This window comes from Croceicoccus sp. Ery5 (genome assembly GCF_020985325.1).
GTDB lineage: Bacteria > Pseudomonadota > Alphaproteobacteria > Sphingomonadales > Sphingomonadaceae > Croceicoccus.
Genome location: NZ_CP087587.1, coordinates 2,012,670 through 2,039,608 on the forward strand (window position 1 = coordinate 2,012,670; position 26,939 = coordinate 2,039,608).

The following is a 26,939-nucleotide window of genomic DNA, read 5'->3' on the forward strand; positions in this document are numbered from 1 at the left end:
CGTCACAGTTCAAAATCGCCGAGATCGGGACCCTCGTGCGATGGCTGATCCTGCTCGGGAACGCCGTCTTCGAGCATGAGCTTTCGGGCTTCTGCCTCTCGCTGGCGCTGGGCTATCCGGTCGACGGGTTGCTGCTTATCCGATGGCGGATTGGCACGCGGCAAGTCGCTTCGGCGTCCCTCCTTCACGCCATTCGATGGATTCTTCTCATCGGGATGATCGCCTTTGCGAAGCGCCGCATTCGTGGGCAGCAATGGACGGGAACTGCGCGGAGTTGCCGTGCGCTCTTCGGGCGACGATTTTCGCGGATGACCGGACTTGCCTGAAGCCTTCTCAGTGTCGTCGGGAATGTCCTTCTCGGCCTTTTTGGCCGCCTGCTGGCGTGACTGCTTGGCAACGGCCACGGCTGCTTGTTCGAGCGGAAGATTACCTTGCTTTGGGACGACAGGCTTGCCTGCCCCGTCATCGTTCGACGAGGGATGTTCGCTATGGTTTGCTGGCGGATTGGCAGCTGTCTCGCCGGCCTCACTTTTGCCTTCGACTTGCCGGATCGGCGCTCGATCCTTGGCCCGACCGACGAAGACATGCGCGATTCTTTCCCGGTCTATCGGCCGCAGACGGACGGGTGCTGCAGGAAAGCCGTCGGGGAATTTGATGAAGCCCGATAGGCGCGGGAGGTTCATCAATTGGTCGGGCAGCAGCAAAGGCTCGATATGCTTGCGCGGCGTCAGGCTGACGGCGTCGCGGGCATTGTTGTAGCCATAGGTGTAGCCTTCTTCCATGTCGCGAACCTGGCGATGCCCGATGAAGTCGGAACACCAGGTGGCGGTCTCGCGGTCTGCAGTACCGAGGATCAATTTGGTCCTGGCTAGCGATGCCAGGGTCATCGCCATGTTCTCGCCATAGACCTCCTTGAGCTTGGCGTAGGCGTGGATGCCGGTGACGATCGCGCCGCCAAAATTACGCGCCGTCTGCAGGCCCTTTTCGAGAGCGGGGAGCCGGTGAAGCGCGCCCAGCTCGTCTATGAAGAACCAGCATTTGAGATCCTTGGTGCGTGGCGTCGTCATCAGCGTGTTCATCGCCGTATCGAGCCACAGCGTGAGGAGCTGCGCGCATACGCTCATATCCACGTAGCGCGCGGAGATGAAGACCATCGAGCCACGTCTCTTGGCGTTAGTGCCTTCGTCTTCATGGGCGCCCTCCTCGATCCAGTCGCGGACCGAAAAGCGGTGCCCCGAGGTGGGCAGGAGTTTCAGCGCCTTGGCGTTCACGTTGAACACTGCCCGGATCGATTCCGCCATGCGCGCGGCTTCAGGAGCGGTCAGGGGATCAGCGATCGTGCCTCGCATCATGGCGTGGACCCGCGAGAGATCGGCGGTCATCAGTTCGCGAGCAAGCGCAGCATTGGTGCCCCGCCCTTCGGCCACCAGTTTGAGGCAGAACTCGACGAATAAGGCACGCGCCGCGATGACCCAGAATTGCGCTTCCCCGCCCCCGTCATGGGGTACGAGGGCTTCCGCTGCCGCCCAGAATTCACCTTCGGTGCGGCATTCGTCAAAGAGGCTCCATTGGGGACAGCGCGCGTCGAGCGGGTTGAGGATGATGTCCCGATCGGCCTCATAGAAGTGTTCGATGAAAGCGCCGGTCAGGTCGAATACGACGCAGCGCTGTCCCTTGGCGCGGGCTTCAGCAATCATGTCCGACATGGCGACAGTCTTGCCCATGCCGGTGGTCCCGATGAGCATGGCGTGGCTCTGTTCGAGCCGCCATGGATAGACGACCGTCGCAAGATGCGAGGGCCGGTAGGGAAATGCCGCGGACAGTTCCCTGGGCGAACACAGATGCCATTTCCAACCCATGGCGCTCGAAAGCTCTCGGGCGCGCTCGCGCTGGTTGTGCCCGCGCAGCTCGTCGACCAGTTCAGGTAGTGTAACGAGCATGGCACCGCGCTCATGCTTGCGCTCTTTCGAACGGCTGCCGAAGCGCGCTGCGAACCAGTAGAACAGCACGAAGGCCGGCACGAGAAGCAAGGCCGAACGCACCAGTGCATCGCCCAGCAAGTCGAGCAAATGATCCCAGGCATTGATCACCGGCGGATAGGCATCGAGCATGATGATGGGGAGCTGGATAGTTCCTCCCAACCCCGTTTCGAGTGCGACCTGTTTGGCCGGATCGAACTCCATGAAGCCGTAGATGGCAGCATAAATGCGCATCCAGACGAGGTAAGCTTCGTGATCGCTCAGCCCTGCCGAAATGGTCCACCAGCTAGTCCAGGAAATGCCGATGGCGGCGATGATCAGCGGCCCCTTGAGACCTGCTGCAAACATGAAGCTGAAGTGTCCGAGCAGCTGACTTCCGCGCGTGAAGTTGACGAGGTTACGCTTCATCGGAACCTCCCTCGCCGGCGTTTGCGGTAAGCCCGAGTTCCTTGCATTTGCGCGCGTAGGCCTGATGGGCTCGCTCACGCAGACCGTGATCGGCATGCCCTGCAAGAAGGGCATCGACGCCGACCATCGTGAACACCGATTGACGGCTGATGCGGTCGACCGATGTCTCGAGCTTGGATGCAAGATCGTCATTTTCGCATGCCTGCGAAAGCAGCGACCGGATCCATTCGCTGACGCTGATATCGCGCCGCTTGGCTGCAGCACGAACCCGCTCAGCGAGCTCGACGGTGACATGTACCTGGAGAGATTTTGGCCGTGTCATGCACGGACTCCTTGTGGTCAGGAGCCCGGAACGCACTGCGAAAGGCGGTTATTGTCTAAATCAGAAATGAGAACATGTCAAGAACACTCGTAATGCGCAGGAATGCGCCATTCCTGGCTGTTTTCAATCGAATCCGATTGGCGAATTGGCGACTATTCATTTCTGATTGAGAAACTGCCATTTTTGCAAGAATCCATCAACACTCTGTCTTTACGATCTTTTTTACCGCCTCCCGCTTGCGATTTGTCGCGTAGGGTGTGCTCTTCCGTCCCCAGCTTAGAGGGTAGATCCCAGTGTCATGACCTGCACGGGATCGACGGTTTTGAAATCCCAAGACCAAGGGATGAAGACGATGCCGTTCGATTGCCGATTGTGTTAAAGATCGATCGAGTCCGCCGGCAGGAAGAATGGTGTCGCGGGCATCCCACCGGGAGCATGGATATGGCGGACGTAACACTGAGCGCGACACCCAAAGGCAATGGTTTCCAGGCAACCGTTACCTATTCGAGCGGCGTCTCGATCAGTTCAGCGGAAGCCTTTCCGACGAAGGCCGAGGCCATTTCAGCAGCGGCCATGAAGGTACTCGACATGCCCGATCGGCTGGAGGAATTCGAAGCGTCGGACGCCGAGGACTGATGCTGCAGGGAATGCTCGCGCGATGCCTACGGGATCGACAATACGGGACCCGAGCAAAAAGAAAGGAGGAAGCCCTGACGGACTTCCTCCTTGTTTGTGGCATCAGAATTCATCGCTCAGCTTTCCGGGCACAGTGTCGATGACCCGGTCCAGCATGGCCTTGGGCAGTGCGCCGTAATCGCCCTCATCGACCGCGATGTAACCAGCCTCACCATCGGTCAGGACATATTGGGTGAAGTAGCTGTGAAGGGACCGGGCATGAGCCTTGTCGAGTGCGGCAACGAAAGCTGCCTGATCTGCCTGGAATGAACCCTGCGCGATATTCAGTGAAGCGTACATGATCTTTCCTCCTGATGTTCGATGCGTCGCATCAGGAGCTGCGAAGATGTGGGTGACGGGCCGGGTCAGGGACCGCGCATAGCGCGGCCGCGAAGCGGCGATGGGGGAAACGATTTTTGCCGGGCTTGCCCGGTAAAAATGGTGGGGCCCCGTCGTCCTTGACGCGGCCCCAAAGCCCGCATCACACTTGGCCTTTCTGCGAAAGAGACCTCTCCAACGTCAGCGTGAAAAGCACTGGCATCGCGGCAAAAACCGTTTTCCTACATCGCCCCATGTTGGCACTGTCGCACGTGGAGGGGACCAACGGCCAGCGAAAGGACAAACTCATGGCCAGGTCCAAACCGAGCGCGCGCAATGCGCTCAAGAAGCTGCGCGAGCAGCGCGAAGAACTCGATGCACAGGAGGCCAGGCTCCGCGAGGAAGCGGCAGGCGAACTGGGCAAGGTTCTTCTCGAATGCGGAGCCGAGACTATCGACCCTGCGCAACTGAAGCAGCTCATCCGCGCTTCGCTCACCATCGGGATCGACGATGCTCTCAAAAGGCTCTCCCCCGCCTGACACTTCAACCGCGGCGGGGTGTGGGCTCGATGCCCCGCCCCGCCGCTTACGTCAGAGAACACAAAAAAGGCCCCGATGGCGCGAACCATCGGAGCCTTGTCGTTTGCGGGAGGCACTCAGTCCTCATCGATGTCGGGCGCACTTTCATTGTTCGACGTCCGGCCCTTGGTGAGGAAGTCCACCTTGTCGGCGATGATCTCGCAGCCGTAGCGCTTGGTGCCGTCCTGGTCTTCCCACTGCGTATAGTGGATGCGCCCCTCGACCGTCACGAGCTGGCCCTTGGTACAGTACTTGGCGACGTTCTGGCCGAGACCGTTGAAGCAGGTCACGCGGTGGAATTCGCTGTCCTTGGCGGTGTAGCCGTTTTCGTCCTTGTAGGTCTTGCCGTCCTTGCGGGCGGGACGGTCGGTGACGACCGAGATCGAGGTGATGTTGGTGCCGCCCTGGGTCGTGCGAGTTTCGGGATCGCGGGCGATGCGGCCAACGAGGATTACGAGATTGGTCATGGTCTTTCTCCTGATCGAGCATTCCGGGTCCATCCCGGCTGCAAACCCGACTAGGAAGCGGCCACGGCGAAGCGCACCGAAGGGAAACCTCGATCTGGTTCGGGTGGTGCGGGCAGCCGGGCGCAGCCCGGCAACTCGGCCGGACCTGATCGGGGTTGCGCGTCTCGACGGGGATGCTTCAGGAAAGGTTTGCTTACAGGCCGGGTTGGTCCCGAGTGCCTTGCACAGGCCAAGCCATGACTTTTCATATTATCGGGATGCGACGTACGCCTTGACCTCGCCTGCCTTCAAAGGCGACGTCATATCTCGACTACCGACGCTCCTCCCGAAGCGGACGAAAGCCCCCCTGAAAACGCGCCGCCTGCAGCAGTCTCCACAGTGCCAAGCGGCATAGGCTCGTCCAGACGATGGCCCCGCAACATCCAGTCTTGGGGCGTGATGAGGCGCCCCCAATCCGCAAAGGAAGGAATCGTACCCAAGTCCTCGCGGACGTGCTGCTCGCCTACAAGGCGAACAGGCACGACACGGTTGTCGGCGTTGACGATGGTAGGCCCGAACAGCGTTTCGAGCATGAAAATTCCTTCGGCATGGTGCCGAAGGGCCCGGTGCCGCGGATCAGCAAAGATCGCCTTCGACTGGTCAAACCATTGGTGGAGCGGCAGGTAATCTTCCACCACCCCTCCCCATTTCCGGACCGACGATAGGGCGTGATAGTAGCAATGAGCCATCGCACCTCTCCTAGAGATCAGTCGAATGGTCGTCGGTCGCCGTGTAACGCAGCTGGCAGTCCAGAACGAAACTCGGCGTAGCCACGTCGATGACCAGTTCGCCGCAGGCACCATCATTGATTTCCCATCCGGGATGATGGCGTTCGAGAGCAAGGTAAGTCAGTTGCTCGAGGGCGGAATTGAGGCTCTGGTCGTCGCCTTCTCCAGCACAGTCGATCGTCACTTCGGGACACGGAACACTCGCCCCGCCGGCGTCAGAGAAGACGCATTCTTCGACCGCACCGCTGTCGCCGCACCCATCGAAGCGGATTTCTACGCGGGCAATTTCGGCATTCCGCAGCGGGGCAATGATAGCTGCCTTGAGCCGTTGGATTTCACTTTGTGCCTGCGCCGCGCGCTCGGCCTGGCGGACAGCAAAATCCGCCATGATCGCCTGAAAATCAGTCATCAGATTTCTCCTGCAATGTGGGGGCAAGGACCGATCGTCTTGCCCACGATAACAGGCGATCTCTTTCCTCTGACGGCCTGCGCCAGCGCCGATGGCGCTGGCGCGATGCCGGACGCATCAGTCGGTATCCTGAGCCGCGCGCTTGGGAGAAGTTCCAAGCGGACCGCGGCGATCAACGACGGTAATCCGACGGGATTTCGCTTCGATGACGAGGCGCTCCAGGACCCCGTTTCCGGGAAAGGCGACGACATAACGGGGGTCAAGCGAGAGCATACGCTCGTTGCGCTTGAAGCCTGCGCGTGCCCCCAGGCGCATGTCGAGGGAGAAGCTGATTTGGGGGATACTGCGTCGTTCCGCCCATGAAGATGCCAGACGGTCAACGCCCTTGGTATCACCGCCGTGGACAAGAACCATGTCAGGAACCCGGTCGTGAACCTTGTCCAGAGTAGCCCAAACGTTGTTGGCGAAAGTGAGAGCGTCCTGCTCGTTTGGATGGCGTGTGCGGCCACCGGCAAAGATCACCGGCGTTCCTTCTGGCATGGCGGCGCGGCGCTTGGCTTCGGACCGGGCTCGGATGAACTCGCGGCCCTCCACAAGCGCGGAAGTCAGCATGGCGCTGTGATTGAAGCGCGAACTCGACACGGGCTTCCACGAGGAGCCGAATTCGTTGAGATAGAGGGCAGCGGCCACTTCGCGCATCTCTTCGAGAGCGATCATGGCCCCTTCGGCACACTGCGCACGCTCAACCTGGGTCTCGAGTTCATGGGTGTGAATTTCGGATCCATCGGCAGTAGCCAGGAGCGCTCGGACTTCGTCGGTTGCGCGGTCGACTGCGGTCGATTTGCGGGTCGCGGAACGGTGAAAGATGTTGACGAACGCCCAGCCGAGGTCCTCGGCATCGGCCTCCAGCGCAGTCCCAGAGACCATCGCAAATAGATCGGACCAGACAGCTTCGAGCGTCTGGACGACCGCATCGTGGGCCGGAAAATCATTGGTGGAAACCGGGGCAGGACCAATCGAAAAACCGGAAAGATCGAGGCCGGCAAGTTGGTCAGAAAACGATGAGTGCATGGGTATTGTCCTCCTGACTGGCGTGAGGCTGACGCACCCGCTCATGGCTGCGCCAGCGAGAGCCCGTCAGGGCCAGCTTGAGGCAGTCTCCGCACCCGACAGGGGAAACCCGCTTGGGCAGGCTGGCGCGGGCAGGCCAACGGCCCACAGGGCCGGGCCAACTCGGGCCTGCGCAAGCCGGGTTGCGGAAGACTGGCGGCTGGCCCAGGGCCTCTCTCGCATGGCTTCAGACCATGAATGCACATGCAGGCTTCGTCAGGGAGGACAGGCACCTCGTCACGATCAAAGTGACTGGCGCATCAGGCTACCCGTTTTGCGTAGACGCCCTCACCGTTCGACATGTGACCGAGGCAGACGTAGTCGCCGAATAAGGCTTCGAAGCGTGAGGCGATCTGGGACAGCCAGCGTTGTGCTCTGGGCGATCTGGCCGTGCGCCAATCGGCATCCCAATAGGCGCCATCGTCACGCTCGACGATCCATACCGCAACCAGGCCGGCGTAAACCGACACGCCGAAATCCGCATAGGCATTGCGCATGAGGATGCGGTCTTCGCGGCCTCGCCAACCGTCGTGCGCGATCAGTGAAGGGAATGCCTGCCCTGCGCGCTCGCGCAGTTCCTCGCGGAGCCACTCATATTCGAAGTCCCAATCGTCGTCGTTTTCGATTTCGAGTACGGTGAAGGCCACAACGGCCCCGCTGGGGTAACTGACCGATCGGCCCATGACACCCTCCTTCAGGCGGCCAACGCAGCGTCGGCAGACGCTTCGTCGGTATCATCGGCAGAGATCCGTCCTGCGAGTTTGAGCAGAAGCCTTGATGCTTCCTCAGCCTTTGCAGCAGCGGTGAGAATGGCACGGTCATCCTGCTTCAGGAGCTTGAGCCAATGCTCGATATAGCTCGCATGGCTATCGAGGTGGGTGACTGGCAGACCGAGTTCAGCGCCAAGCATGGCGCTCGAAAGTTCGGCAATGAGTTCCTCGGCGGCGTAAGCTGCAGAACCAAATCGGTTCTTGAGATTGCGGTCGAGGCGACTGGCATGGCCGGTCCAATGCGACAGCTCGTGCGCGAGCGTCGCGTAATAGTGGTCGAAGCCCGAGAAGAGATGCGCGGGCGGCATTGTCACCCGGTCAGCCACTGGCTCATAATAGGCTTCGTCGCCCTGATGCCGCAGCACGGCCGGAATACGGGCAAAGAATGAGTCGAGTTCAGCCTGACGGCCCTCGGGCTCCACCACCTCAAGCGTCGCGGCGGGATGGAAACGCTCGGGCAGACCTTCGACCTGATCAGCATTGAAAACCGGATAGGCCTTCAACACACGACGACTTTCGTCGGTTTTTTCGCCGGTGTCGGGTGCTTCTACTTCCTTGGTGTAGCTCTTGTAGAAGATGGCGATGGTGGATTTTTCACCCTTGCGCACCTGTGCGCCCAGTTCTTTGGCCTGATTGTAGGTCATCCAGAACGGCGAGGCGTAACCGCACATGTCGGCAACCATCCAGAGCCAGAATACATTCATGCCGCGATAAGGGATGCCGCACGCCCGCAATGGGCGCGAGACTGGCACACCGCGCCATGGCTTGATCCAGGGCTTCGTGCCGGACTCGAGGCGGGCGATGATTTCCTGGGTGATACGGGTAGCAGGCGACACTGCGCCGCTTTGTCCCTTGCGATAGGCCATGTTGGATCTCCTGAAATGGCCTGACGACAGTTCCGTCGGTCAGTGCCGGAGATCCCGGAGCCCCCTCCGCTCTCTTTCCATGAAGGAAGCGGCCCCCCGGCATGTGCCGGAGGACCGCTTCACCGTGGCGAGCAGCCGTTCCTGTCAGGAGGAGGTCAGGCGGCCAGCTCGCTCGGGGGCTGATTGTCGTCGTTGGCGACGAAATCCGCGTCGGGACTTTGCGCATCGTTGTCGGCAGGAATTTCCGGCTGGTCGGCAAAGCGCATGACTTCAGGCACCCAGGCGAGGGCCCTTTCCCGAACTTCGACCTCGGTGATGTAGGTCCCCGCGAAGACGCGCTCGGCGCTCATCGCAAGATCGCCCTTTTTCACCGATGCGAAGCGTGAGGACAGTTCCAAACCGCCAACATCGGTGAGCGCATCAAGGATGACCTGCTTTGAGACGCGGTCGAAGTAGTTTGCCGCGGTCGGACGCCACCATTGCGACATGTCAATGCCGATCGTGCTGCCCAGATGATCCTGAAACGTGATCTGACGTTCGCCTGCCATGTTGAGACTCGCCTCGAGCGTGCGAGCGACGACGAAGCCGAGCCATGCTGCGCGGCTTTCATCGGCGAGTGCCCGAAACATCTTGAAGCGCGACGAAGCGTCTTCGCCAGATCGCCAGCTCTCATCGAGACCAGAGCGCAGGTCCGCAAGGGATGCGCTTGCCGGCGCATCCTTCGCTTCGAACCCGACAATCGGACCCGCAGGGACGCCGCCACGCAGGGTCGTGGCCGCGCGCGACCGCCAGTCGTGGGTGTCGGCATCCGCGAGGGTGAAGACCATGATGTCAAGCGAAAGGCCGGGATCCGAGGCCACGTGGAGCGCGAGCACGTCACGACGTTGCATCGCAAGTTCGTCGACCAGGCGCTTGGAAAGCGCTGCACGGCGTTTGCCATCACTGCCGACACTCGCAACGACTTCGACGACATCTTCGTCACCAACGACTTCGATGTCGCGCTCGCCGTAGAACACCGGCTGGAGAACCGGTGTGCCGTCGCGCGAGAGAACGAGGATCATTCCGGCATCGGCCTTCAGTTCGGGTGCCAGCTCCGGGGGCTTTGCCCGAATGTCCTGGCATTCGCGCTCGATCGCTTCGATCGTCGCCTCGGCCGCAGCAATTGCTTCTTCGGCGCTGTCTTCGTCCTCAAGAATGGCCGCATGCTCGTCGTACGAGGCATCGAGCTCGTCAAGGCGGGCCAGTTCGGCGTCAGTCAACGGAGCCGGCTCGGCTGGAAGTCGAATGAGGCCTTCGACGAGATCGTGACTGGCATAGGCGTCAAGCGTCGGCTTGACCCAGGCAAGACCCTGTTCTGCTGCGAGCGCCTTGGCGCGCTTTTCCATCTCCTCCGCGGCGAGCGTTTCCAGAAGCGCGACATCGACCCAGGACTCGCTGTCATCGTCGTCGAAGAGTTCGCGTTCGATCCGGCCACCTGCAGCGATATAGGCTTCGCGACCGACAAGGCGGGCCCGAGCATCGTTGCCGCGAACCGTGCCGGAGAGCACCATGCGCCGGATACTGTCGGCGCTGGGCGCATAATAGCCCGAAGACGCCTGTTCATAGACGCGAGCCTGAATTTCCTGGTCGGAGGTCGCGCCGAAAGCTTTGGCGAGATCGAGAGTGATTTCGCCGGCCGCCAGTGCATCGAAGACGACGGGTGCAAGGGTGGCGAGACGCAGACGGCCTTCAACGAAGCGGACCGTCAGTCCGAACCGGCGCGCGACGTCCTCCGTCGATGCACCTGCCTCGATCAGGGCAGCGAACGCCTGCGCTTCGTCGGCCGGGTTCATCGCGAGGCGATGGAAGTTTTCGGCCAGACTCGTTTCGACTGCGGTTTCCGCATCGTCCTCAAGCACGAGGCAGGTAACCTCGTAGCCCTTCGGCAGGACTTTCTCTTCGGTAAGCGCCAGCAAGGCGCACCGGCGGCGCTCTCCGGCCTCGACCTCGAATTTTCCGCGAGAGGCAGGCCGAACGATGAGGTTCTGCAACAAGCCATGGGCTGCAATGCTCGCTTTCAGTTCGGCATCTGCAGCTGGGTCACCGTGGCGGCGCACGTTACGTGGGGACTGGACTAACTTGGTCAGCAGAATCGACTTGATCATGGGACTTACTCCTGATTGCGAGCTCAAGCATCGACCTTCGACGCTCGTTCGGCTCAATCAGAAGCAAGCCCCCTTCCCTCTCAATGACTGCCGGCCGGCTGGTTACTGATTGTTCGATTTCAGCATCTGCGCATGCATAACTCGGCATCTGGGCTTACAAAAGTAGCTCGCCGATACCTTCTACCTTTCAGCAACACATCGAAAATTCCCGATCGATATTGACCGCTCCAGAACGCATCGGTAATTGCCGATGAGTGAAATCCGCTGCAGCACTCGCTTCTCTCTCCGCCCTCGCACATCCCACACGCCTCGACGCGTTTCGCCGTCTCGTCCGCAGCGAGCCCGGTGGGCTTTCCACCGGGCAACTGGTCGACGCGTCGGGCCTCAGCCAGAGCACCTTTTCCAGTCACCTCGCCATACTCGTCGGAGCTGGTCTCGTCGTAACCGAGAAGCGGGGACGGCAGATGATCCAGCGCGCGAGCATCGGCGCATTGCGCGAGCTGATGCTGTTTCTCGCTAAGGACTGCTGTGGGGGTCGCGCGGAGCTTTGCGAACCGCTCATCGCCGAACTTTCCCATTGCTGCTGATGGAGCCGACAGTGCCTGACCAACCTTACAATGTCCTGTTCCTGTGCACGGGCAACTCGGCCCGCTCGATTCTGGGCGAAGCGCTGATGAACAAGATGGGCGGAGACCGCTTCCGTGCTTACAGCGCGGGCAGCCAGCCCAAGGGCGACGTGCATCCGATGTCGCTCGAGGTGCTGGATAGCTTCGGTTATCCGACCGAGGGCCTGCACTCGAAGAACTGGAGCGAGTTCACCAAGCCCGGCGCACCCGAGTTCGATTTCATCTTCACCGTCTGCGACAACGCCGCGGGCGAGAGCTGTCCGGTATGGCCAGGCAAGCCGCTCACCGCGCATTGGGGCGTCGAGGATCCCGCCGCAGTCGAGGGCGATGGCCAGCGGCAGGCTTTCGTCGATGCGCTCAGCTATCTCAAACGCCGGATCGAGCTGTTCTTGATGCTTCCGCTTAAGAGCATCGACGATATGTCTGTGCGCAGCAAGCTGGCCGCCATCGGCCGCGAAGAGGGCGCGACCGCCAAGGCGAGGGAAGCCTGAATGACCACCGACATCGTCATCTACCACAATCCCGAATGCGGGACCTCGCGCAACACGCTGGCGATGATCCGCAACGCCGGGATCGAGCCGCATGTTATCGAGTATCTGAAGACGCCACCTTCGCGCGCCATGCTCGAAAGCCTGATCGAGCGTGCCGGGCTCAGTCCCAGGGAGCTGCTGCGCGCAAAGGGCACGCCTTATGCCGAATTGGGGCTCGGCGATGAGAGTCTGAGCGATACGGCGCTGGTGGATGCGATGATGGAACACCCGATCCTCATCAACCGGCCGCTCGTCGTCTCGCCGCTCGGTGTCCGCCTGTGCCGCCCGTCCGAGGTAGTGCTCGACATTCTGCCGAGCCCCCAGCAGGGCGCCTTCACCAAGGAGGATGGCGAGCAGGTTGTGGACGCGGCGGGCGAGCGTATCGTCTGATGCTGCTGGCGATCGCGATCTTCGTGGTCACCATCACGATGGTGATCTGGCAGCCGCGCGGGCTCGGCATCGGGTGGAGCGCGATCGGCGGAGCACTGCTGGCCCTTGCCACCGGCGTTATCTCGTTCGCCGACATCCCAATGGTCTGGGATATCATCTGGAACGCTACCGGTGCCTTCGTGGCAATCATTCTGATCAGTTTGATCCTCGACCGCGCGGGATTCTTCGAATGGGCTGCGCTCCATGTGGCGCGGTGGGGGCGCGGCAATGGTCGCTGGCTGTTTGTGCTCGTGGTATTGCTGGGTGCAAGCGTTGCCGCGATCTTCGCCAATGATGGCGCCGCTCTGATCCTGACCCCGATCGTGATCGCGATGCTCCGGGCGCTGGGATACAACGCCAAGGCGACGCTGGCTTTCGTCATGGCGGCTGGGTTCATCGCCGATACTGCCAGCCTGCCGCTGGTGGTCTCCAACCTCGTCAACATCGTCTCGGCGGACTTCTTCGACATCGGTTTCGGTGAATATGCGCTGGTCATGGTGCCGGTCGATTTGGCCGCAATTGCCGCCACATTGGCAGCTCTGCTTCTGTTCTTTCGCAAGGACATTCCCGCCAGCTACAACGTCGCACAGCTCCGCGCTCCGGCAGAAGCGATCCTTGACCGCGCGACCTTCCGCGCCGCCTGGGTGGTGCTGGCCCTGCTGCTAGTTGGCTTCTTCGTTCTCGATCCGCTCGGCGTGCCGATCAGCGCGGTCGCTGCGGTCGGCGCGCTGGCGCTCATCGCCATCGCTGCGCGCGGCCACGTCATTCCCACAGGCCAGGTGATCCGCGAAGCACCATGGCAGGTCGTGATTTTCTCACTCGGCATGTATCTCGTCGTCTACGGCATGAGCAACGCCGGCCTTGCCACCATGCTAGCCGGGTTGCTGGAACGTTCCGCCGAGGGGGGCGTATGGGGCGCGGCCTTCGGGACGGGCATTCTTTCAGCCGTGCTATCCTCGGGCATGAACAACATGCCGACCGTCCTCGTGGGCGCTTTGTCTATCGATGCGACCAGTGCCACTGGCCCGGTTCGCGATGCCATGATCTACGCCAACGTCATTGGCTGCGACCTTGGGCCCAAGGTCACCCCGATCGGCTCGCTCGCGACCCTGCTGTGGCTGCACGTTCTGGGGCAGAAGGGCGTGAAGATCGGCTGGGGTTATTATTTCCGCGTCGGCATCACGCTGACGACGCCGATCCTGCTGGTGACACTGGCAGCGCTCGCCCTGGGATTGAGTTTTGCATGAAGCTGTTCCTCGTCTATCCGCTCGCGGCGCTGTTCGAAATCGCCGGTTGCTTTGCATTCTGGGCATGGTGGCGGCTGGAAAAGAGCCCCTTGTGGTTGCTGCCCGGGATGGTGTCGCTGGCCCTGTTCGCCTGGCTGCTGACGCTCGTCCCAACCGACGCTGCCGGTCGCGCCTTCGCGGCCTATGGCGGGGTCTATGTTGCCGCATCGCTGCTGTGGTTGTGGATCGTCGAGGGCACCACGCCTGACCGCTGGGACTTCGTCGGCGGCGCGGTCGTGCTTGCCGGCGCTGCCATCATCCTGTTCGGCCCACGCGGCTGATTATCCAAGTCTGGAGATCCTTTTTGTCCCGCGTTCGTCTGTTGCCCGATCCCGACAGCTTCCCCGCGCTCGATCCGGCCTTCGTCCATGCCCGCCCTGCCGAGGGCCTTGGTGCCGACCCGTCACCGCCGCGTATCCTGTTGCTCTACGGCTCCCTGCGGGAGCGCTCGTATTCGCGCCTCGCGGTCGAGGAAGCCGCGCGACTGCTCCAGCTGTTCGGCGCTGAGACGCGCATCTTCGATCCCTCCGACCTTCCGCTGCCGGATCAGGTCGGCGGTGACGACCATCCTGCCGTTCACGAACTGCGCGAGCACGCCTTCTGGTCCGAGGGCATGGTGTGGTGCAGCCCGGAGCGGCACGGCCAGATCACCGGCATCATGAAGACCCAGATTGATCACCTGCCGCTCAGCATCGGAGGCATGCGTCCTACGCAGGGGCGGACGCTGGCGGTCATGCAGGTGTCGGCGGGCTCACAGTCCTTCAACACCGTCAACATGTTGCGGCTGCTTGGCCGCTGGATGCGGATGTTCACCATCCCCAACCAATCCAGCGTGCCCAAGGCCTACGAGGAATTCGACGAGGCGGGGCGCATGAAATCTTCCGCGCTCTACGACCGCATTGTCGACGTCATGGAAGAACTCGTCCGCTTCACGGTGCTGCTGCGCCCGCATGCCGAACAGTTGGTCGACCGGTATTCGGAGCGCAAGGAACGGAATATTCCGGTCCCCACGCCTGCCGACGCAGCCGGTATTATCGCAACTGGGCGGCCGGGTGCGAGGCGAGAATGAAGGGGAGGGTACTGGATCGGGTAAAGGCATTCATAGAACGCCTCCGGCTGGAGCACGATCTGGATTTTCGGTCCAAGTTCTCCTCGAGGCAATGGACAGGATCAACATGCGAGCGCTGCCGCAACCCAATTCAAATCGCTCCCGCCAGGCTTTCAACCACAGGACAGCAACCATCTGGACTGCTGTCGCACCGCGATACGAGGGTTGCCAGGGCTGATTCCATTTTCCGAAGGTCAACCAGCTTGGCACGGACATTCGACAGGTGCTGCGCCGCGATAGCCTGTACTTGGTTGCAATTCTCGTCAGGCTGTGGGGCGAGGTCGAGCAGGGCCTGAACCTCTTGCAGCGAAAAGCCGAGTTCGCGGGCACGCTGGACAAAGCGAAGGCGCTCGAGGTCAGAGGGGCCGTAGTCGCGATACGAACCCTTTCGTGGCGGTGGTTCGATGACTCCGATCCGTTCGTAGTAGCGGATCGTCTCTATGTTGCATCCACTTCGCCGCGAGACTTCGCCAATCTGCACCCGTAAACCCCTTGAGTCTGTAGTTGCTACAGACTGTAGATACGGTCGCGACTCGAGTTTTGCAAAAGGACATCCAATGCGCAGCCCTGGCACATGGTGGAACGGTTTGGCGACGGGTGGCGGCATCGCTGCGGCTTTTGGGGCAGCTGCCTGCTGTGCTCTTCCTCTCGCTCTCGCCTCGGCCGGAGTGGGTTCGGCCTGGCTGGGCAGCATCGCCCCGATCGTCGGCCCTTATCGCACGCCCCTGCTTGTTCTGGCTTCGGTTCTGCTGTTCGCCGCGGCCATACGTCTCCTCTGGCAATTCCGGCAAGCGCGAGCTTGCCCGACCGATGCGGCATGCGGTTCGTCGACCTATCGGGCTCTTACCGCCGCCGGCATTGTCATTGGTGTCGTTCTTTTGGTCGGAGCATTCCTCTATGGCTGATCCGATCCTAATCTCCCGCCTGCGTTGTCCCGAATGTGGGCACGAGAAGGACGAGGAGATGCCGACGAACGCCTGCATGTTCTTCTACAACTGTTCGGGTTGCGGCGTGCGCCTCAAGCCGGTGCATGGCGATTGCTGCGTATTCTGCTCCTATGGCACGGTTCCCTGTCCACCGATCCAGGAAGGCGATTGCTGCGATGGCTGAAGCGTTCGATTTTATCGCGATCGGATCGGGAACGGCAGCTCAGGTCGCTGTCCATCGTATGGCCGATGCAGGCAAACGCTGTGCAGTGATCGATTACCGCCCCTACGGCGGGACCTGCGCGCTGCGCGGCTGTGACCCCAAGAAAATGATGGTGAGCGGCGAGGAAGCGCTCGCGGCGTTTCGCCGGATGAACGGAAAAGGCATTCGAGGGTCGGCTTCGATCAACTGGGGTGGGCTTCAGGCCTTCAAGCGCAGCTTCACCGACCCGGTGCCCGGAAAGCAGGAAGCGCGTTATGATCGCAAAGGTATTGCGACCTTCCACGGCGCAGCACGGTTTACCGGTCCTGATCGGCTCGCGGTCGAGGATCAGGAACTGCAGTTCAGCCACGCCCTGATCGCAACTGGAGCGATCCCCCGCCCGCTGGGAATTACAGGTGAACAATTGCTCATCCACAGCGATGCTTTTCTCAACCTCGACACACTTCCTGAGCGCATCGTATTCGTAGGCGGCGGATATATCGCTGCGGAATTCGCGCATCTGGCCGCACGCGCAGGCTCAAAGGTCACGATCGTTCAGCGCGGGCGCGTCCTCAAAGCTTTTGATCCCGACATCGTCGATTGGCTGATGCCAAGTTTCGGACAACTCGGGATCGAGATCGTTGACGCTGAGGTCACTGGCCTGAGAGCCGCGGGCGAGACCCTGGAGGTCGAAGCCGGCAATCGGGTAATCGAGACGGATTTGGCTGTGCATGCCGCGGGTAGAGGTCCGGCACTCGGCAAGCTCGATCTGGAAGCGGGAAATGTGGCGAGCGACGATGAACGCTTGCTTCTCACTGCGCAGCTACGCAGCCAGAGCAACGGTAAGGTGTTCGCCGCTGGCGACGCGGCGGCGAAGGGACCGCCTTTGACGCCGGTATCCAGCCACGATGCGAAAGTCGTGGTGGAGAACATCCTCGATAACGGCGATCGGACGCCGAACTACGACGGAGTGCCCAGTGCCCTGTTCACCGAGCCGCCGGCAGCCAGGGTCGGCATGTTGGAAAGCGAAGCGCGCGAAGCCGGCCTGGAGTTCAACGTCAACGCCGGATCCCACCCCGAATGGTTTTCGGCGCGACGCCTGAACGCACAGATTTATGGGCACAAACTTCTAATCCAGGTTGGGACGGGACGCATACTCGGCGCCCACCTTGTCGGTCCCGATGCAGACGAACTGATCAACGTCTTTGGTCTTGCCATCCGGCATGGCCTCACTGCAGACGACATCAAGTCAACGATGTTTGCCTATCCGACGGCAGCGTCCGATGCGGGATATATGGTGGGATAGCAGTCCGAGCCTGCTAAGGGCGGCGCCAACCATCATGTTCATAGTTCATGGATGAGTTCCGACACGGAGGACGTCCGGTAATCGACGACAGGAATTACAAAGCGATCTCATCTTGCGCTCGCTGCGGGCTAGGATCGTACCGCCGTCATTGCGAGTGGTCAGCATTCAGAGTTCCTACCAGACAAATTGGCAGCTATCGGGAGAGTCGCGACCCGAGCTGGATGTCTGATTCAGACTTCATATTAGCTGAGGTCGCCGCGGCAGAATTCGGACTAGGAATCTATCGCTCAGACAGCACCACCCGAAACACCGCCCCTGTACCAGCGTCTCGAACCAGATCGACACCCATTCCGTCCCAGTGATAGTCGAGGTGACGTCCCTGAGTGGGGTCGGATGCACAATCCGGGTAGAACAAGCCGACACATTCACCACCCGGATGCCGGATGCTCGGATAGACAAGACCTTCGGCCCCGCCCCCTTTGAGTTCAACAGCGAGGGCTTGCGATGCAGCATAGTTGTCGGGATCTAGCGCGGGATCGCCTGCGGCAAGGCTCCTGAGATCGTGAAGATCAGCGCTTACCGAAAGGATGATCTCACGGAACTGTGATGTCCAGCCTGGCGCTTCTACAGTGCGAGCCATGAAGCGGGCATGGTGATGGATTGTCTCGAACAGCGCAGTTTCGAATGCATCCCCCGCGTATAGGACGCCGTAGGTCCCATCGGTGAAGCGACTTGGTCGGTCGGTGCTGACATGCGTGAACGGGGCCATCAGATAGGATGCGCCGCTGCCCCCTACCCGGCGGTCAGCAGGTACAAGATCGAGATTGCCGATCGTCGCCATGATGCGGGGATTGGTCTTTTGCTCGGCAGAGATCAGCAGCGGCCAATCTGCGGGGTCTGCGATATCTTCGAACAGGTCGATAGGTGGAAAGGCACTGCGGATAATCCGCACAGCACCTTTCCACACGACCTGGGCGACCGGAATTGCCTTGGGATCAATCACCAGGCACCACGTTCGGCATCAAGATAGCGACGCACCCGCATGATATCGGTCAGCTCGCCGCCAAGCATGACGTCGAGTGCACTCGCTCCGGCAAAGGCGGCGTTACCTGCCTTGATCCAGGCGTAGCCACGTTGGGCTTCGGAAAAGATGATCCTCAGCGCCTTGTGGATACCCATCAGGTTGGAGAGCCGCGCCGCACCATCGCGCGAGACACGGCCCGCACCCTCAGCCTTCCACCGCCGGTAGGAGCGAACCGGCATGTCGAGCAAAGTCGCTGCCTGTTCGTCCGTTACTTCCCATTTCCCAAACAGGTTCAGCACGGCGCGGAACATCGCCGCTGCTTCCTCTTGGGTTACAGGATCGGGCCGGAAGGCATGGGGGACGGTATCAACGGGTTGCAGTGCCAACATGAGCATTCTCCATATGGCATCATATATCACTTTAGATGCCAATTGGCAATATAGGACTGCCTCATCCGACAAGTCCCGCCAAGACCGCCACCGCGCTCGTCGTCGGGACGAAAAGTCGCGTCTGATAGCGTATGATCTCGGTGAAGCACCCATGTGCCTTGTACCAGTCGAGGCGCGACGCCGACCAACCAGCCAGTTCGAGCCGCTGCGCGCCATTCACGAGGCTGCGCTTGAGCGTAAGCGCTTCGCGGCTTTTGATTTGCATCGATCGCCCTGTCCCGAGCACCGCATCGACGGTTTGCTCTGCCGAAACGGAATGTTCGTCTTCGAGCCCAAGCGCCTGGCACAGTTCGGGCACGCAATGAAGCGGAACCTCCCGACCTAACAGCGAGCGTCCGTCTCGCGCCGAGATCCGGCTGACCCGAACATAGTCGGAAGGTAGTTTGTCCCACACCGGAAGCAGCAGGCCGGTTGCAAGATGCAGTCGCTCGCGCTTGTGATTTGATGCGGCGTCATCGACCTCCGCCTGCCACAGGCGCTGAAATTCGGTTGGATCCACCGTGTCCCAGTTGCTCTCCGCGAGTTGATCGGCGGTGATGTGCCCATGCTTCAAGGGACGGACAAGCTCGAAGCGGGCCACCCGCATACCTTCGTCTGTGAGCAGGCTGCGCGCTGGGACAAGCAGCCCGATCCGGCCTGAGCGCGTATTACGCAGAAGCTGCTGACGCGCACCTGAAAAGCCGTAGAGCTCCTCGAGGCGTTTGAGACGCAAAGGCTTGAGCGCGCGGGCGATCTCGAGCTCCAGGAGATGCGTAGTCGCGCCCGACAGCGCATCGGTGCGCAGTAGCGTGTCGGTCAGCACATCGTAATGCTCCACCGCAATGGTCTCGACCCCAATGTCGAGCGTGCCGGCCTGGCGTGCTGCATCGATCCGCGCTTCGACGAGGCCGAGAAACTCGTCAAATATGCCGTTTTGCAAAGCAATCGGCAACGCGAGGATGCGATTGAGCCAGCGCTGGATTGTTGGCAGGTCATCGACCATCCCGCCGTCGGGCCCTTCGACCCTGAGCCCGCTCAATTCCTCAAACCGAGAAAGCGTAACGGCTTCCAGCTTGCCTGCGAACAGCAGGCCGAACCAGCGATGAAGCGCCTCCTTGGCGTAGGTGCTCTCGAGATTGTCGGCAGGATCGAAGAGGTTCTGCCCACCTGTCTGGCGCTGCCCTCGGGTCAGTGCCCCGAGACTGTCGAGCCGACGTGCAATGGTCGATATAAACCGACGTTCGCCACGCACGTCGGTGGTCACCGGGCGGAACAGCGGGGCCGATGCCTGATTGGTGCGGTTGGTCCGGCCAAGCCCTTGAATTGCGGCATCGGCCCGCCAGCCCGGCTCAAGCAGAAAGTGGACCCGGCGCATCTGGTTCTTTGCCGCAAGGTCGGCATGATAACTGCGGCCGGTGCCACCGGCATCGGAGAAAACCAGAATCCGCTTTGTCCCGTCCATAAAATCTCGCGTTTCGGCGACATTGGCGCGTGGAGAGCGCGACTGGAGTACTTGGCGCCCATCGTGTCCAACAATCAGGCGGCGGGTACGGCCCGTGACTTCGGCGACCTGATCGACACCGAACCGTTCGATAATTGCATCGAGCGCCGTCGCGATCGGCGGCAAGGCACAGAGCTGCTCGATCATGCGATCGCGCGCGGCAAGCGCCGAACGGCACAGAACAGGAGCACCATTCTCATCACTCCTCGGTTCAGACCGGGCATTGCCATTTTCGTCCGTAAACACAGCCATCAACCGAACCGGAAAGCTCTTGGTGAGGTAATCGACCACGTATTCTCGGGGGGAGAGATCGATTTCGAGCGCTTCACGCTCTGCATCGGAGAGATCGGCGAGGCGGCGGTTGAGCATGGCTTCGGCGGTCGAGACAAGTTGCACCACAACCGCGTTGCCGTCGGCAAGCGCCGTATCAATCGCAGGCAGCAGGCTCGGCAGCTTCGTCGATAGAAGGAGCTGCGCGAAGAAGCGCTGCTTGGTGCCTTCAAATACCGAAAGCGCAGCCGATTTGGCACCTGAATTGAGGGTATCGCCACTGTCAGTGTCGACGATCCGGGTTGCCTCGAGCGCCTCCCGCAAATTGGCATGAATGATTGCCCAGGCGTCTGCATAGGCGTCATAAACCGCTACCTGGTCGGGGGTCAGGCAATGCTCCAGAATCTCGTACTCAACCCCGGCAAATGAAAGTGCCCTCGCCGCGTAAAGCCCCAGAGACTTCAGATCACGGGCGACCAGTTCCATTGCAGCGATACCGCCATCACGGATATCTGCGACAAAGGCTTCGCGATTGGCAAAAGCCGTTTCGGGACCCCACAGGCCAAGACGGGTGGCATAGGCGAGATTATTGACGTCGGATGCCCCAGTCGCCGAAGCGTAGAGCACGCGGGCGCGCGGCAGCAGATTCTGGATGCGAACACCGGCAATGCCCTGTTCCGATCCTTTGACCTTACCACGTGAGCCTTCCCCGCCAGCGGCGTTGGCCATCGCATGGGCTTCGTCAAAGACGATGAGCCCGACGAAATCCTCCCCTGCCCATTCGAGAATCTGCTCGAGCCGGGTCGCGTCGCCGCGTCCCGAGCGTAGTGTGGGATAAGTCACGAAGAGTATGCCTTCGCGCATCCCGATCGGGACACCGAGCTTCCATTGACCAAGGGGCTGAACGTCGATGGGAAGGCCGCCGAGCGCGCTCCAATCGCGGCGGGCGTCTTCGAGCAAAGCTTCGTTTTTGGAAATCCAGATGTGGCGCCGCTCGCCCCTCACCCACCGGTCGAGGATGACAGATGCGACTTGCCGGCCTTTGCCTGCGCCAGTTCCGTCACCAAGAAAGTAGCCCATGCGGTAGGCGTGCCCCTCGGCGCTCGGCTTCAAGGCGCAACCTTTGTCGTCGGGCTCAAACCGGCCCGGCAGATCGCGGGCATGCGCGCTTGCGGCATAGATCAGGGTCTCGGCCTGTGCAGCGGATAAGACGCCTCCAGCAATGATGCTCGAAGGAAGCTGAGGCACCACTTCGGGCACGGGTGCGGTGATCGAACCCATCGCGACGGATTCGACCAGCGGGGTCGGATGCGGGACAGCATCTGCAATTGAGATCCGGCTCGGTCGGTAAGGCAAATAATGCCCAACCTGATTCTCGATCGGCGCAGGTGCTTCGCGCGGCGTAAATGCAAGCGGCAGGATCGACGGCGCCGTAGCGGCTGGACGGGCGCTAAGCGGAACCGGGTTCTTCTTTCCCGCCGCCAGTCGCAGCGGCAAGGCTGGCTTGGTGCCGATGCTGGGTTCGGCGGGCAGGCTTACCCGGTCAGGCAGCATATCGATCAGCAAATGAAGCTCGGCAAAATCTGCCGGCTGGGCAATGATCGGGCTGGTACCATCCTCAGCCTTGTCGAGTACCAGCAGCCGGGTTGAGATTGATGTGCCCTGCTTGATGAAACCGCGCTCGATTGTCGCGTTGAGGCGGAGCGCGACGGGACCGGCGATCCCGGCGAGGAACTTCGGAAGCTCGAACCACTCGGGCATCACTGCGACCAGGCGGCCACCTGGCAGAAGACGCTTCCAGGCAGAACGCAAGTGCCGATCGCAAGTACGGCTATCGTGGCCCCTCTCGATACTGTGTGAAAAAGGCGGGTTCATCAGCACCACGCTCGGACCCACGTCGGGGGTGAGAAGTTCGTCGACCAGTTCCCCGTCAATTCCCGTAACTGTCGCTTCCGGAAACACGGCGCCCAGGCATTCGCGGCGCAGCGGCGATATCTCGTTGAGAGCAAGACGCGCAGTTGCCTTTGCAGCCCATACGCCCAGCATGCCGGTCCCGGCCGACGGTTCGAGAACCAGTTCAGCGGCAGAAATCGCGCATGCCTTTGCAGCCATCCAGGCCAGACGAGGCGGCGTTGCGAATTGTTGCCACTCGATCTGCTCGTCGCTCCGGTTGGACTGGGTCGGGACCAGACCTTCAAGGCGCGTGAAAGCCTCATCGGCAAAGCTGGATGACATTGCAGGTGAGAATTCAGTTGCCTGCGCCAGGAATAGCACCTGCGCCAATTCAAGTGCTGCATGGGCATCGCGTACGGACCAGCGTCCTTCGGCGTCGCTACCGCCGAAATGATCGGCCATTGTTGCATTCACAGTGAGCCGTGAAATTGCTTGATCTGCAGCGAGCCGCGCGGCCAGCGCCCTCGCCGCTGCCAACACTTGCGGCTCGGCGGGATCGGAGAATGCGAAAGCGGTATTTGCGTGTGACATGAGAGACCTCCTGAAGAGGCCCTGGGTTTGTCCGGGTGTCCGTTCGGATGGATCCGCCCGGGGGCCTCACAAGGCCCCAAGCCCGCTTTCCTCTCACCGACATTCAGACCGCAGCTCGGACTGAGCGCATGAGCACATCATTCCAGTCGTCGCCGGTTAGCTCCGGACGCCTGGTAACAATCAGCCGCCCTTCGCAAGCGTAGGCCTCTCGCGCACGCTCTTCAGCAAGGTGCCCGCCCGCATCATTGTCGACAAAGAGATACAGCTGGCGCACCGATTCCGGGATTGCGGCCAGGCCGAAGCGTTCGTTTCCCAGCGTCGCCCAGCAGGGAACATTGAATATTTGCATCGCGGAGAGGGCCGTTTCGTTTCCCTCTGCGAGGCCAAGGCGTCCCCCATTCGGGTACGCGAAACGCACCGCCCCAGAACCGGGGCTGCCTAACGCACGCCTGGGCTGATCGAAAGAAGCCAAGCTGGTTTTGTCGAGGTCAAGGAAGGAGCGGTGCAGCGCCAGAATTCCTGCATCATTGCGCACGGCCGCCACCATCGCGGGTAGAAACCGGACAGCACCCTTTGGCCCCAGCGGCATATGCGGGTGGAAACGCAGCTCCGGCGAAGAAATCGTGATGCCTCTGGACACGAGGTACTTCTCGGCGGGGCTGCCAGCGATGGTCGATGCCTCACGCCAGAGCCTCAGCGCATTGCGATTGGCGACTTCCTCGCGCGGTTCGGCCACGATCGGACCACTCGTGCCATCGAACAGGTCCGCAATTCGTATTCCGAGCCCGGCCATGGCTTCTATCACCGCCTCGTTCGTGCAGCCGGCAAAGCAATGAACAAGAATTGCGCGCTTTCCGAGTGTGATGCTTAGCGAAGGAGTGCGATCGTCGTGGGCCGGGCAGCAGCACATTCCGCGCGAACGCGACCAGGCACCGCCCAGCTGCTCGACTATCTTGCGCGCGCGGTTTTCCAGTTGCAGACCTTGGAATTGGGATGATCGGTGTTGGTGCATGGGGCATCTCCATCGTAACGTGCCTCCACCCGCGCAGCCTCCGCTCTGCGTCGCTGACGTTTCATTTTCCTACATCACATGTTCTATATATGTTCTTTCCCGATTCGACCACCAAAGGATTCGGGAATGAGACTGAAATGGGCAGTAGTTGCAGGGGCAACGACAGGACTTGGGTCCGTCCTCCCCGCTCACGCGCAGGAGATGGAGCCCCCTCAGATGACCGTTGCCTCGGAGTTGACGACCGACGGCTTCCGCGTTGCAGAAGGGGCTGATGGCTTCCTTCTCGTCGAACATGGCATTTGGAGAAAGCCTCCAACGATCTGGTCCGAGCCGCCGGCTACCGATACGGGTCGAACCTATCTGCCCTATCGATATCCAAAGCCCCAAGGCAGCGCGCCATCGGGATTCCGTCGGGCAAGCTACCTTCCTCATGTTTACGCTGCTGAGGCTCAATACTCGCTACCAAGCGGCCTTCTCGACGCTCTTGTATGGACGGAATCACGATATAATCCGATGGCCATCAGCAAGGCCGGGGCCGCAGGTTTGGGGCAATTGATGCCAGGGACAGCGCGGGACCTTGGCGTTTCAAATCGCTTCGATCCCAAGGCGAACATCTTGGGTGCGGCCCGATACCTACGCCAGATGCTGGACAAGTTCGGGGTGGTTCATCTGGCCCTCGCTGCCTACAACGCAGGTCCAGGAGCCGTCGAGCGCGCAGGCGGTATTCCTCGCAATGGCGAGACGCCGGCCTATGTGCGCGAAGTGCTGCGCCATTGGCGTTTTTGAAAGGGGGAGGTTGTGAGCGCGGGTCGAATACGCGTATCGGGGACATTAAGCCGTGGCAGGCGCGGAATGATCCTGACTACTGCTGCTGACGATGTCTGGATTATCGAAGGCGATGATGTCGGTGAGGACTTCATCGGATATACAGTGACCGTTGACGGCGTTGTCGCGGGCATGGATCGGATACGCGCCGACTGGCTTGGGGTGGAGAGTCATTCTTCCTGACTGTCCTGCGGCGGATACTTCGCGACGAGCAGTAGAACCTCCCTGCCCCACAGCGCGAGAGCTTCGCGTTTTTCATTCGTGTACTGATGCCGATGATAGACCCCGGCGACACCAGCCATTGCCGAGCCGGACTGATGATTGAGAACGGCCTCTGAAACGACCAGCGGTATTCCAATCCTCTGCAGTCCGGTCGCCACCGTCCGGCGAATGTCATGCATGGTAAAATGAGCGGCTTCATAGCCGAGTTTCTCGTCCACGCTTGCCCTTATCCGCTTCCAGGCCTTTGACAGCCCACTGACACTGTTTGTGCTGGTGACCTTGGATGCCAGTAGAATTTGGGATTGCCTGTGAGCGTCTTCAGGCGCGATCCCGGCGGCCGCGAAGATGTCGGTGACGACCTCGAGGGCCTGTGCGGATAAAGGCACCACATTTGCCTTGCCGTTTTTCGCTCTATCTCCTGGTACAGTCCAAACTTTCCCCTTGAAGTCGAATTCGTCGCAAGTGGCGTCGAGCACCTCTCCCCGGCGCTGGGCCGTGAGAATCAACATCTGCACAAGATGACCAAACGGATAGCCATCCTCGACGGCGGCTTGCCACAGTGCAGCGACCTCTCGATCGCTGAGCACCCGGTCGCGAGGCTCGCTCCTTTTTGGGCGCCAGGCGTCCCGGCACGGATTGGCTGGCAAATGTTCAAGTCTGGTGAGCGCCCATGAGTAGAACGTCGAAAGGTGCCGATAAACGATGCGAGCCATCGTCAGGGTTTCCTTGCCCCGCTCAAATGCGATCTTCTCTACGAAGCGGCTGACGTCGCTTCGGGTGATCGAATCGGCGAGGCGGTCGCCTAGCTCAGGTTCGATGTACTTGCGGAAAACCCGGTCGAACTCATTCGCGCTCCGCTTTTTGCCAACGATCTGTTGAGCCAGATATGTCTCGTATAGCTCGGCGACGGTGCCGACACCCTTCGATCCCTTCTTCTTTGCTCCCGGCTTTCTGGCGATGCTTTTGCCTTGCTCAACGTCGACGAGCAGGTCCCGCGCCTTCCGACGGGCGTGTGCAAGAGTGAAATTCGGGCCATGCCGCCCGATAGTCACGTTCAACCATTTACCTTGAACGCGCTTACGCAAGATATACGTTTTGGTGCCGCTCGCTCCCATTCGGAGCCGCAGACCGGTCACGATGCCATCAGCGACCTCAATTTGCCCGCTTGCAGGCGCTTTCAAACCTGCGATCCGAGCATCCGTCAAACCAACTTTGTTCGCCATATGTCCCTGCTACCTTAGGTAGCTTTTTATAGTGGATACTGGCGAACATTTCAAGAACAATGCGGACTATGAATCGCGGATTTCAGCCATTTTTGGACGCATGCGGAAGCGCAAGGACCCTCTGATTTCAGCTCTTAATCAGCGGGTCCTAGGTTCGAGCCCTAGTGCGTCCACCAAAATTCAAACACTTAGCGGGGATTTCTGATGCCGCGAATGCTCCCGGGTAACAAGCGGGGTAACAAACGCGGCCGTCAATCCTTTGAATGGCTTGGCTCCATTGTGGCTGAACAAGCTGAAAAGCACGGAACGTCCACAATCAAGCTCGGCGGTCCGCCCGCCCCATGGCGCGCTGTCGATGAGGGTGTCGTGGCACAGCTGTCGGATGAGGCCATTGTGGAGGCAATCCATCGGACTTCACTACTCACCACGCCGGGCGCACAATCCGCCTGTGGAGTTCTGAAGGCTGAGCAGGAAAAGCGGGCTTCACGTGCTAAAGTCCAAACCATTCGATGGACGATTGCGACATTCTGGGTTGCCGTTGCAACGCTTATTGCCGCCATCCTCGTCCCGATCCTGTTGGACAAGATTCAATAGTTAGATCGGTTTAGGTGTCCTGCCTTACCGAAGAACGGTTTAGCGCGGTATATCGACGATTCTGGCATCAGCCAGCGCCGTGCGGATGGGTATCTGCTTACCGATGTGGAGGCCGATGCCGCCCTGATCG

Annotated in this window: 30 protein-coding genes and 1 tRNA gene; 15 read left to right on the forward strand and 16 right to left on the reverse strand. The window is 60.8% G+C overall.

The window, feature by feature from the left end; genetic code table 11:
- Positions 1–2: 2 nt before the first annotated feature.
- Together LOZ74_RS09465 and LOZ74_RS09470 are read right to left on the reverse strand one after the other, a co-directional pair.
- Positions 3–2,387 carry a type IV secretion system DNA-binding domain-containing protein gene (locus LOZ74_RS09465; RefSeq protein ID WP_230291008.1) on the reverse strand — a complete coding sequence of 795 codons (2,385 nt, stop codon included), beginning with the start codon at positions 2,385–2,387 and terminating at the stop codon, positions 3–5.
- Entirely contained in the window at positions 2,377–2,709 is a 333-nt protein-coding gene (locus LOZ74_RS09470; RefSeq protein WP_067738047.1) for a ribbon-helix-helix protein, CopG family, read from the reverse strand. The genes LOZ74_RS09465 and LOZ74_RS09470 overlap by 11 nt, the downstream gene beginning before the upstream one ends.
- A gap of 441 nt (positions 2,710–3,150) precedes the next feature.
- Between LOZ74_RS09470 and LOZ74_RS09475 the strand changes: the two genes are divergently transcribed.
- Complete coding sequence (locus LOZ74_RS09475) at positions 3,151–3,345, forward strand: hypothetical protein (protein ID WP_230291009.1); 195 nt, start codon at positions 3,151–3,153, stop codon at positions 3,343–3,345.
- A gap of 102 nt (positions 3,346–3,447) precedes the next feature.
- Here LOZ74_RS09475 and LOZ74_RS09480 read toward each other — a convergent pair whose 3' ends face one another.
- Entirely contained in the window at positions 3,448–3,684 is a 237-nt protein-coding gene (locus LOZ74_RS09480; protein ID WP_013832744.1) for a hypothetical protein, read from the reverse strand.
- A 326-nt stretch (positions 3,685–4,010) separates the two neighbouring features.
- On the opposite strand from LOZ74_RS09480, the gene LOZ74_RS09485 reads away from it, so the two are divergent.
- Positions 4,011–4,241, forward strand: a complete 231-nt coding sequence (locus LOZ74_RS09485; RefSeq protein WP_230291010.1) for a DUF6437 family protein — start codon at positions 4,011–4,013, stop codon at positions 4,239–4,241.
- Positions 4,242–4,357: 116 nt separating this feature from the next.
- Here the strand turns inward: LOZ74_RS09485 and LOZ74_RS09490 are convergent, their stop codons facing one another.
- The 7 genes from LOZ74_RS09490 to LOZ74_RS09520 all read right to left on the reverse strand — a co-directional run bounded on the left by LOZ74_RS09490 (position 4,358) and on the right by LOZ74_RS09520 (position 10,813).
- Positions 4,358–4,747: a single-stranded DNA-binding protein gene (locus LOZ74_RS09490; protein WP_230291011.1), complete on the reverse strand. Its 390-nt coding sequence runs from the start codon at positions 4,745–4,747 to the stop codon at positions 4,358–4,360.
- Positions 4,748–5,046: 299 nt separating this feature from the next.
- Positions 5,047–5,475 carry a hypothetical protein gene (locus LOZ74_RS09495; protein ID WP_230291012.1) on the reverse strand — a complete coding sequence of 143 codons (429 nt, stop codon included), beginning with the start codon at positions 5,473–5,475 and terminating at the stop codon, positions 5,047–5,049.
- Positions 5,476–5,485: 10 nt separating this feature from the next.
- Complete coding sequence (locus tag LOZ74_RS09500; protein ID WP_136174293.1) at positions 5,486–5,923, reverse strand: DUF6878 family protein; 438 nt, start codon at positions 5,921–5,923, stop codon at positions 5,486–5,488.
- Between the two features lie 117 nt (positions 5,924–6,040).
- Positions 6,041–6,994: a DUF2493 domain-containing protein gene (locus tag LOZ74_RS09505; protein ID WP_230291013.1), complete on the reverse strand. Its 954-nt coding sequence runs from the start codon at positions 6,992–6,994 to the stop codon at positions 6,041–6,043.
- A 299-nt stretch (positions 6,995–7,293) separates the two neighbouring features.
- The gene (locus LOZ74_RS09510) at positions 7,294–7,716 is read right to left on the reverse strand and encodes a hypothetical protein (protein ID WP_127692016.1); all 423 of its coding nucleotides are present in this window, start codon (positions 7,714–7,716) and stop codon (positions 7,294–7,296) included.
- An 11-nt stretch (positions 7,717–7,727) separates the two neighbouring features.
- Positions 7,728–8,669, reverse strand: coding sequence for an ArdC family protein (locus LOZ74_RS09515; RefSeq protein WP_230291014.1), 942 nt, complete (start codon positions 8,667–8,669; stop codon positions 7,728–7,730).
- 155 nt (positions 8,670–8,824) lie between these two features.
- Positions 8,825–10,813, reverse strand: a complete 1,989-nt coding sequence (locus LOZ74_RS09520) for a ParB/RepB/Spo0J family partition protein (protein ID WP_230291015.1) — start codon at positions 10,811–10,813, stop codon at positions 8,825–8,827.
- Positions 10,814–11,067: 254 nt separating this feature from the next.
- On the opposite strand from LOZ74_RS09520, the gene LOZ74_RS09525 reads away from it, so the two are divergent.
- From LOZ74_RS09525 to arsH, 6 genes are read left to right on the forward strand one after another with little or no spacing between them, the layout of a single operon-like run.
- On the forward strand, positions 11,068–11,400 hold the full coding sequence (locus LOZ74_RS09525; protein ID WP_013832730.1) for a helix-turn-helix transcriptional regulator: 333 nt from the start codon (positions 11,068–11,070) through the stop codon (positions 11,398–11,400).
- Entirely contained in the window at positions 11,400–11,930 is a 531-nt protein-coding gene (locus tag LOZ74_RS09530) for an arsenate reductase ArsC (RefSeq protein ID WP_067738249.1), read from the forward strand. Before LOZ74_RS09525 ends, LOZ74_RS09530 begins: the two co-directional genes overlap by 1 nt.
- The gene (arsC, locus tag LOZ74_RS09535; RefSeq protein ID WP_013832728.1) at positions 11,931–12,359 is read left to right on the forward strand and encodes an arsenate reductase (glutaredoxin); all 429 of its coding nucleotides are present in this window, start codon (positions 11,931–11,933) and stop codon (positions 12,357–12,359) included.
- Complete coding sequence (locus LOZ74_RS09540) at positions 12,359–13,645, forward strand: arsenic transporter (RefSeq protein ID WP_067738248.1); 1,287 nt, start codon at positions 12,359–12,361, stop codon at positions 13,643–13,645. The genes arsC and LOZ74_RS09540 overlap by 1 nt, the downstream gene beginning before the upstream one ends.
- Positions 13,642–13,965, forward strand: coding sequence for a YnfA family protein (locus LOZ74_RS09545; RefSeq protein ID WP_013832726.1), 324 nt, complete (start codon positions 13,642–13,644; stop codon positions 13,963–13,965). The genes LOZ74_RS09540 and LOZ74_RS09545 overlap by 4 nt, the downstream gene beginning before the upstream one ends.
- Positions 13,966–13,988: 23 nt before the next feature.
- Positions 13,989–14,753, forward strand: coding sequence for an arsenical resistance protein ArsH (arsH, locus tag LOZ74_RS09550; protein ID WP_013832725.1), 765 nt, complete (start codon positions 13,989–13,991; stop codon positions 14,751–14,753).
- A gap of 130 nt (positions 14,754–14,883) precedes the next feature.
- Here the strand turns inward: arsH and LOZ74_RS09555 are convergent, their stop codons facing one another.
- A complete protein-coding gene (locus tag LOZ74_RS09555) occupies positions 14,884–15,273 on the reverse strand; it encodes a helix-turn-helix domain-containing protein (RefSeq protein WP_230291016.1) in 390 nt (129 codons plus the stop codon).
- Positions 15,274–15,349: 76 nt separating this feature from the next.
- On the opposite strand from LOZ74_RS09555, the gene LOZ74_RS09560 reads away from it, so the two are divergent.
- Genes LOZ74_RS09560 through LOZ74_RS09570 form a run of 3 tightly spaced genes read left to right on the forward strand, consistent with a single transcriptional unit; the run spans position 15,350 to position 17,226 of the window.
- Positions 15,350–15,697, forward strand: a complete 348-nt coding sequence (locus LOZ74_RS09560) for a mercuric transporter MerT family protein (protein ID WP_041558847.1) — start codon at positions 15,350–15,352, stop codon at positions 15,695–15,697.
- A complete protein-coding gene (locus LOZ74_RS09565; protein ID WP_041558846.1) occupies positions 15,690–15,902 on the forward strand; it encodes a GDCCVxC domain-containing (seleno)protein in 213 nt (70 codons plus the stop codon). Before LOZ74_RS09560 ends, LOZ74_RS09565 begins: the two co-directional genes overlap by 8 nt.
- The gene (locus LOZ74_RS09570; protein WP_067738245.1) at positions 15,895–17,226 is read left to right on the forward strand and encodes an NAD(P)/FAD-dependent oxidoreductase; all 1,332 of its coding nucleotides are present in this window, start codon (positions 15,895–15,897) and stop codon (positions 17,224–17,226) included. Before LOZ74_RS09565 ends, LOZ74_RS09570 begins: the two co-directional genes overlap by 8 nt.
- 280 nt (positions 17,227–17,506) lie before the next feature.
- Here the strand turns inward: LOZ74_RS09570 and LOZ74_RS09575 are convergent, their stop codons facing one another.
- The 4 genes from LOZ74_RS09575 to LOZ74_RS09590 form a co-directional block, all read right to left on the reverse strand.
- A complete protein-coding gene (locus LOZ74_RS09575; protein WP_067738243.1) occupies positions 17,507–18,229 on the reverse strand; it encodes an RES family NAD+ phosphorylase in 723 nt (240 codons plus the stop codon).
- Positions 18,226–18,639 carry an MbcA/ParS/Xre antitoxin family protein gene (locus LOZ74_RS09580; RefSeq protein ID WP_013832721.1) on the reverse strand — a complete coding sequence of 138 codons (414 nt, stop codon included), beginning with the start codon at positions 18,637–18,639 and terminating at the stop codon, positions 18,226–18,228. The genes LOZ74_RS09575 and LOZ74_RS09580 overlap by 4 nt, the downstream gene beginning before the upstream one ends.
- Before the next feature lie 61 nt (positions 18,640–18,700).
- On the reverse strand, positions 18,701–22,933 hold the full coding sequence (locus LOZ74_RS09585) for a bifunctional class I SAM-dependent methyltransferase/DEAD/DEAH box helicase (protein ID WP_230291017.1): 4,233 nt from the start codon (positions 22,931–22,933) through the stop codon (positions 18,701–18,703).
- 103 nt (positions 22,934–23,036) lie between these two features.
- The gene (locus LOZ74_RS09590) at positions 23,037–23,945 is read right to left on the reverse strand and encodes a toprim domain-containing protein (RefSeq protein WP_067735712.1); all 909 of its coding nucleotides are present in this window, start codon (positions 23,943–23,945) and stop codon (positions 23,037–23,039) included.
- A 126-nt stretch (positions 23,946–24,071) separates the two neighbouring features.
- On the opposite strand from LOZ74_RS09590, the gene LOZ74_RS09595 reads away from it, so the two are divergent.
- Positions 24,072–24,731 (forward strand): lytic transglycosylase domain-containing protein, encoded by a 660-nt coding sequence (locus tag LOZ74_RS09595; protein ID WP_013832718.1) that lies wholly within the window; start codon positions 24,072–24,074, stop codon positions 24,729–24,731.
- A 66-nt stretch (positions 24,732–24,797) separates the two neighbouring features.
- Positions 24,798–24,953, forward strand: a complete 156-nt coding sequence (locus LOZ74_RS09600; protein WP_165859608.1) for a DUF5818 domain-containing protein — start codon at positions 24,798–24,800, stop codon at positions 24,951–24,953.
- Here LOZ74_RS09600 and LOZ74_RS09605 read toward each other — a convergent pair.
- Positions 24,941–26,215, reverse strand: a complete 1,275-nt coding sequence (locus tag LOZ74_RS09605; protein WP_067735715.1) for a site-specific integrase — start codon at positions 26,213–26,215, stop codon at positions 24,941–24,943. The genes LOZ74_RS09600 and LOZ74_RS09605 overlap by 13 nt on opposite strands.
- A gap of 94 nt (positions 26,216–26,309) precedes the next feature.
- Between LOZ74_RS09605 and LOZ74_RS09610 the strand changes: the two genes are divergently transcribed.
- Together LOZ74_RS09610 and LOZ74_RS09615 are read left to right on the forward strand one after the other, a co-directional pair.
- Positions 26,310–26,391, forward strand: a tRNA-OTHER gene (locus tag LOZ74_RS09610).
- Between the two features lie 28 nt (positions 26,392–26,419).
- Positions 26,420–26,809, forward strand: coding sequence for a hypothetical protein (locus LOZ74_RS09615; protein ID WP_230291019.1), 390 nt, complete (start codon positions 26,420–26,422; stop codon positions 26,807–26,809).
- The last annotated feature ends 130 nt before the right edge of the window (positions 26,810–26,939 follow it).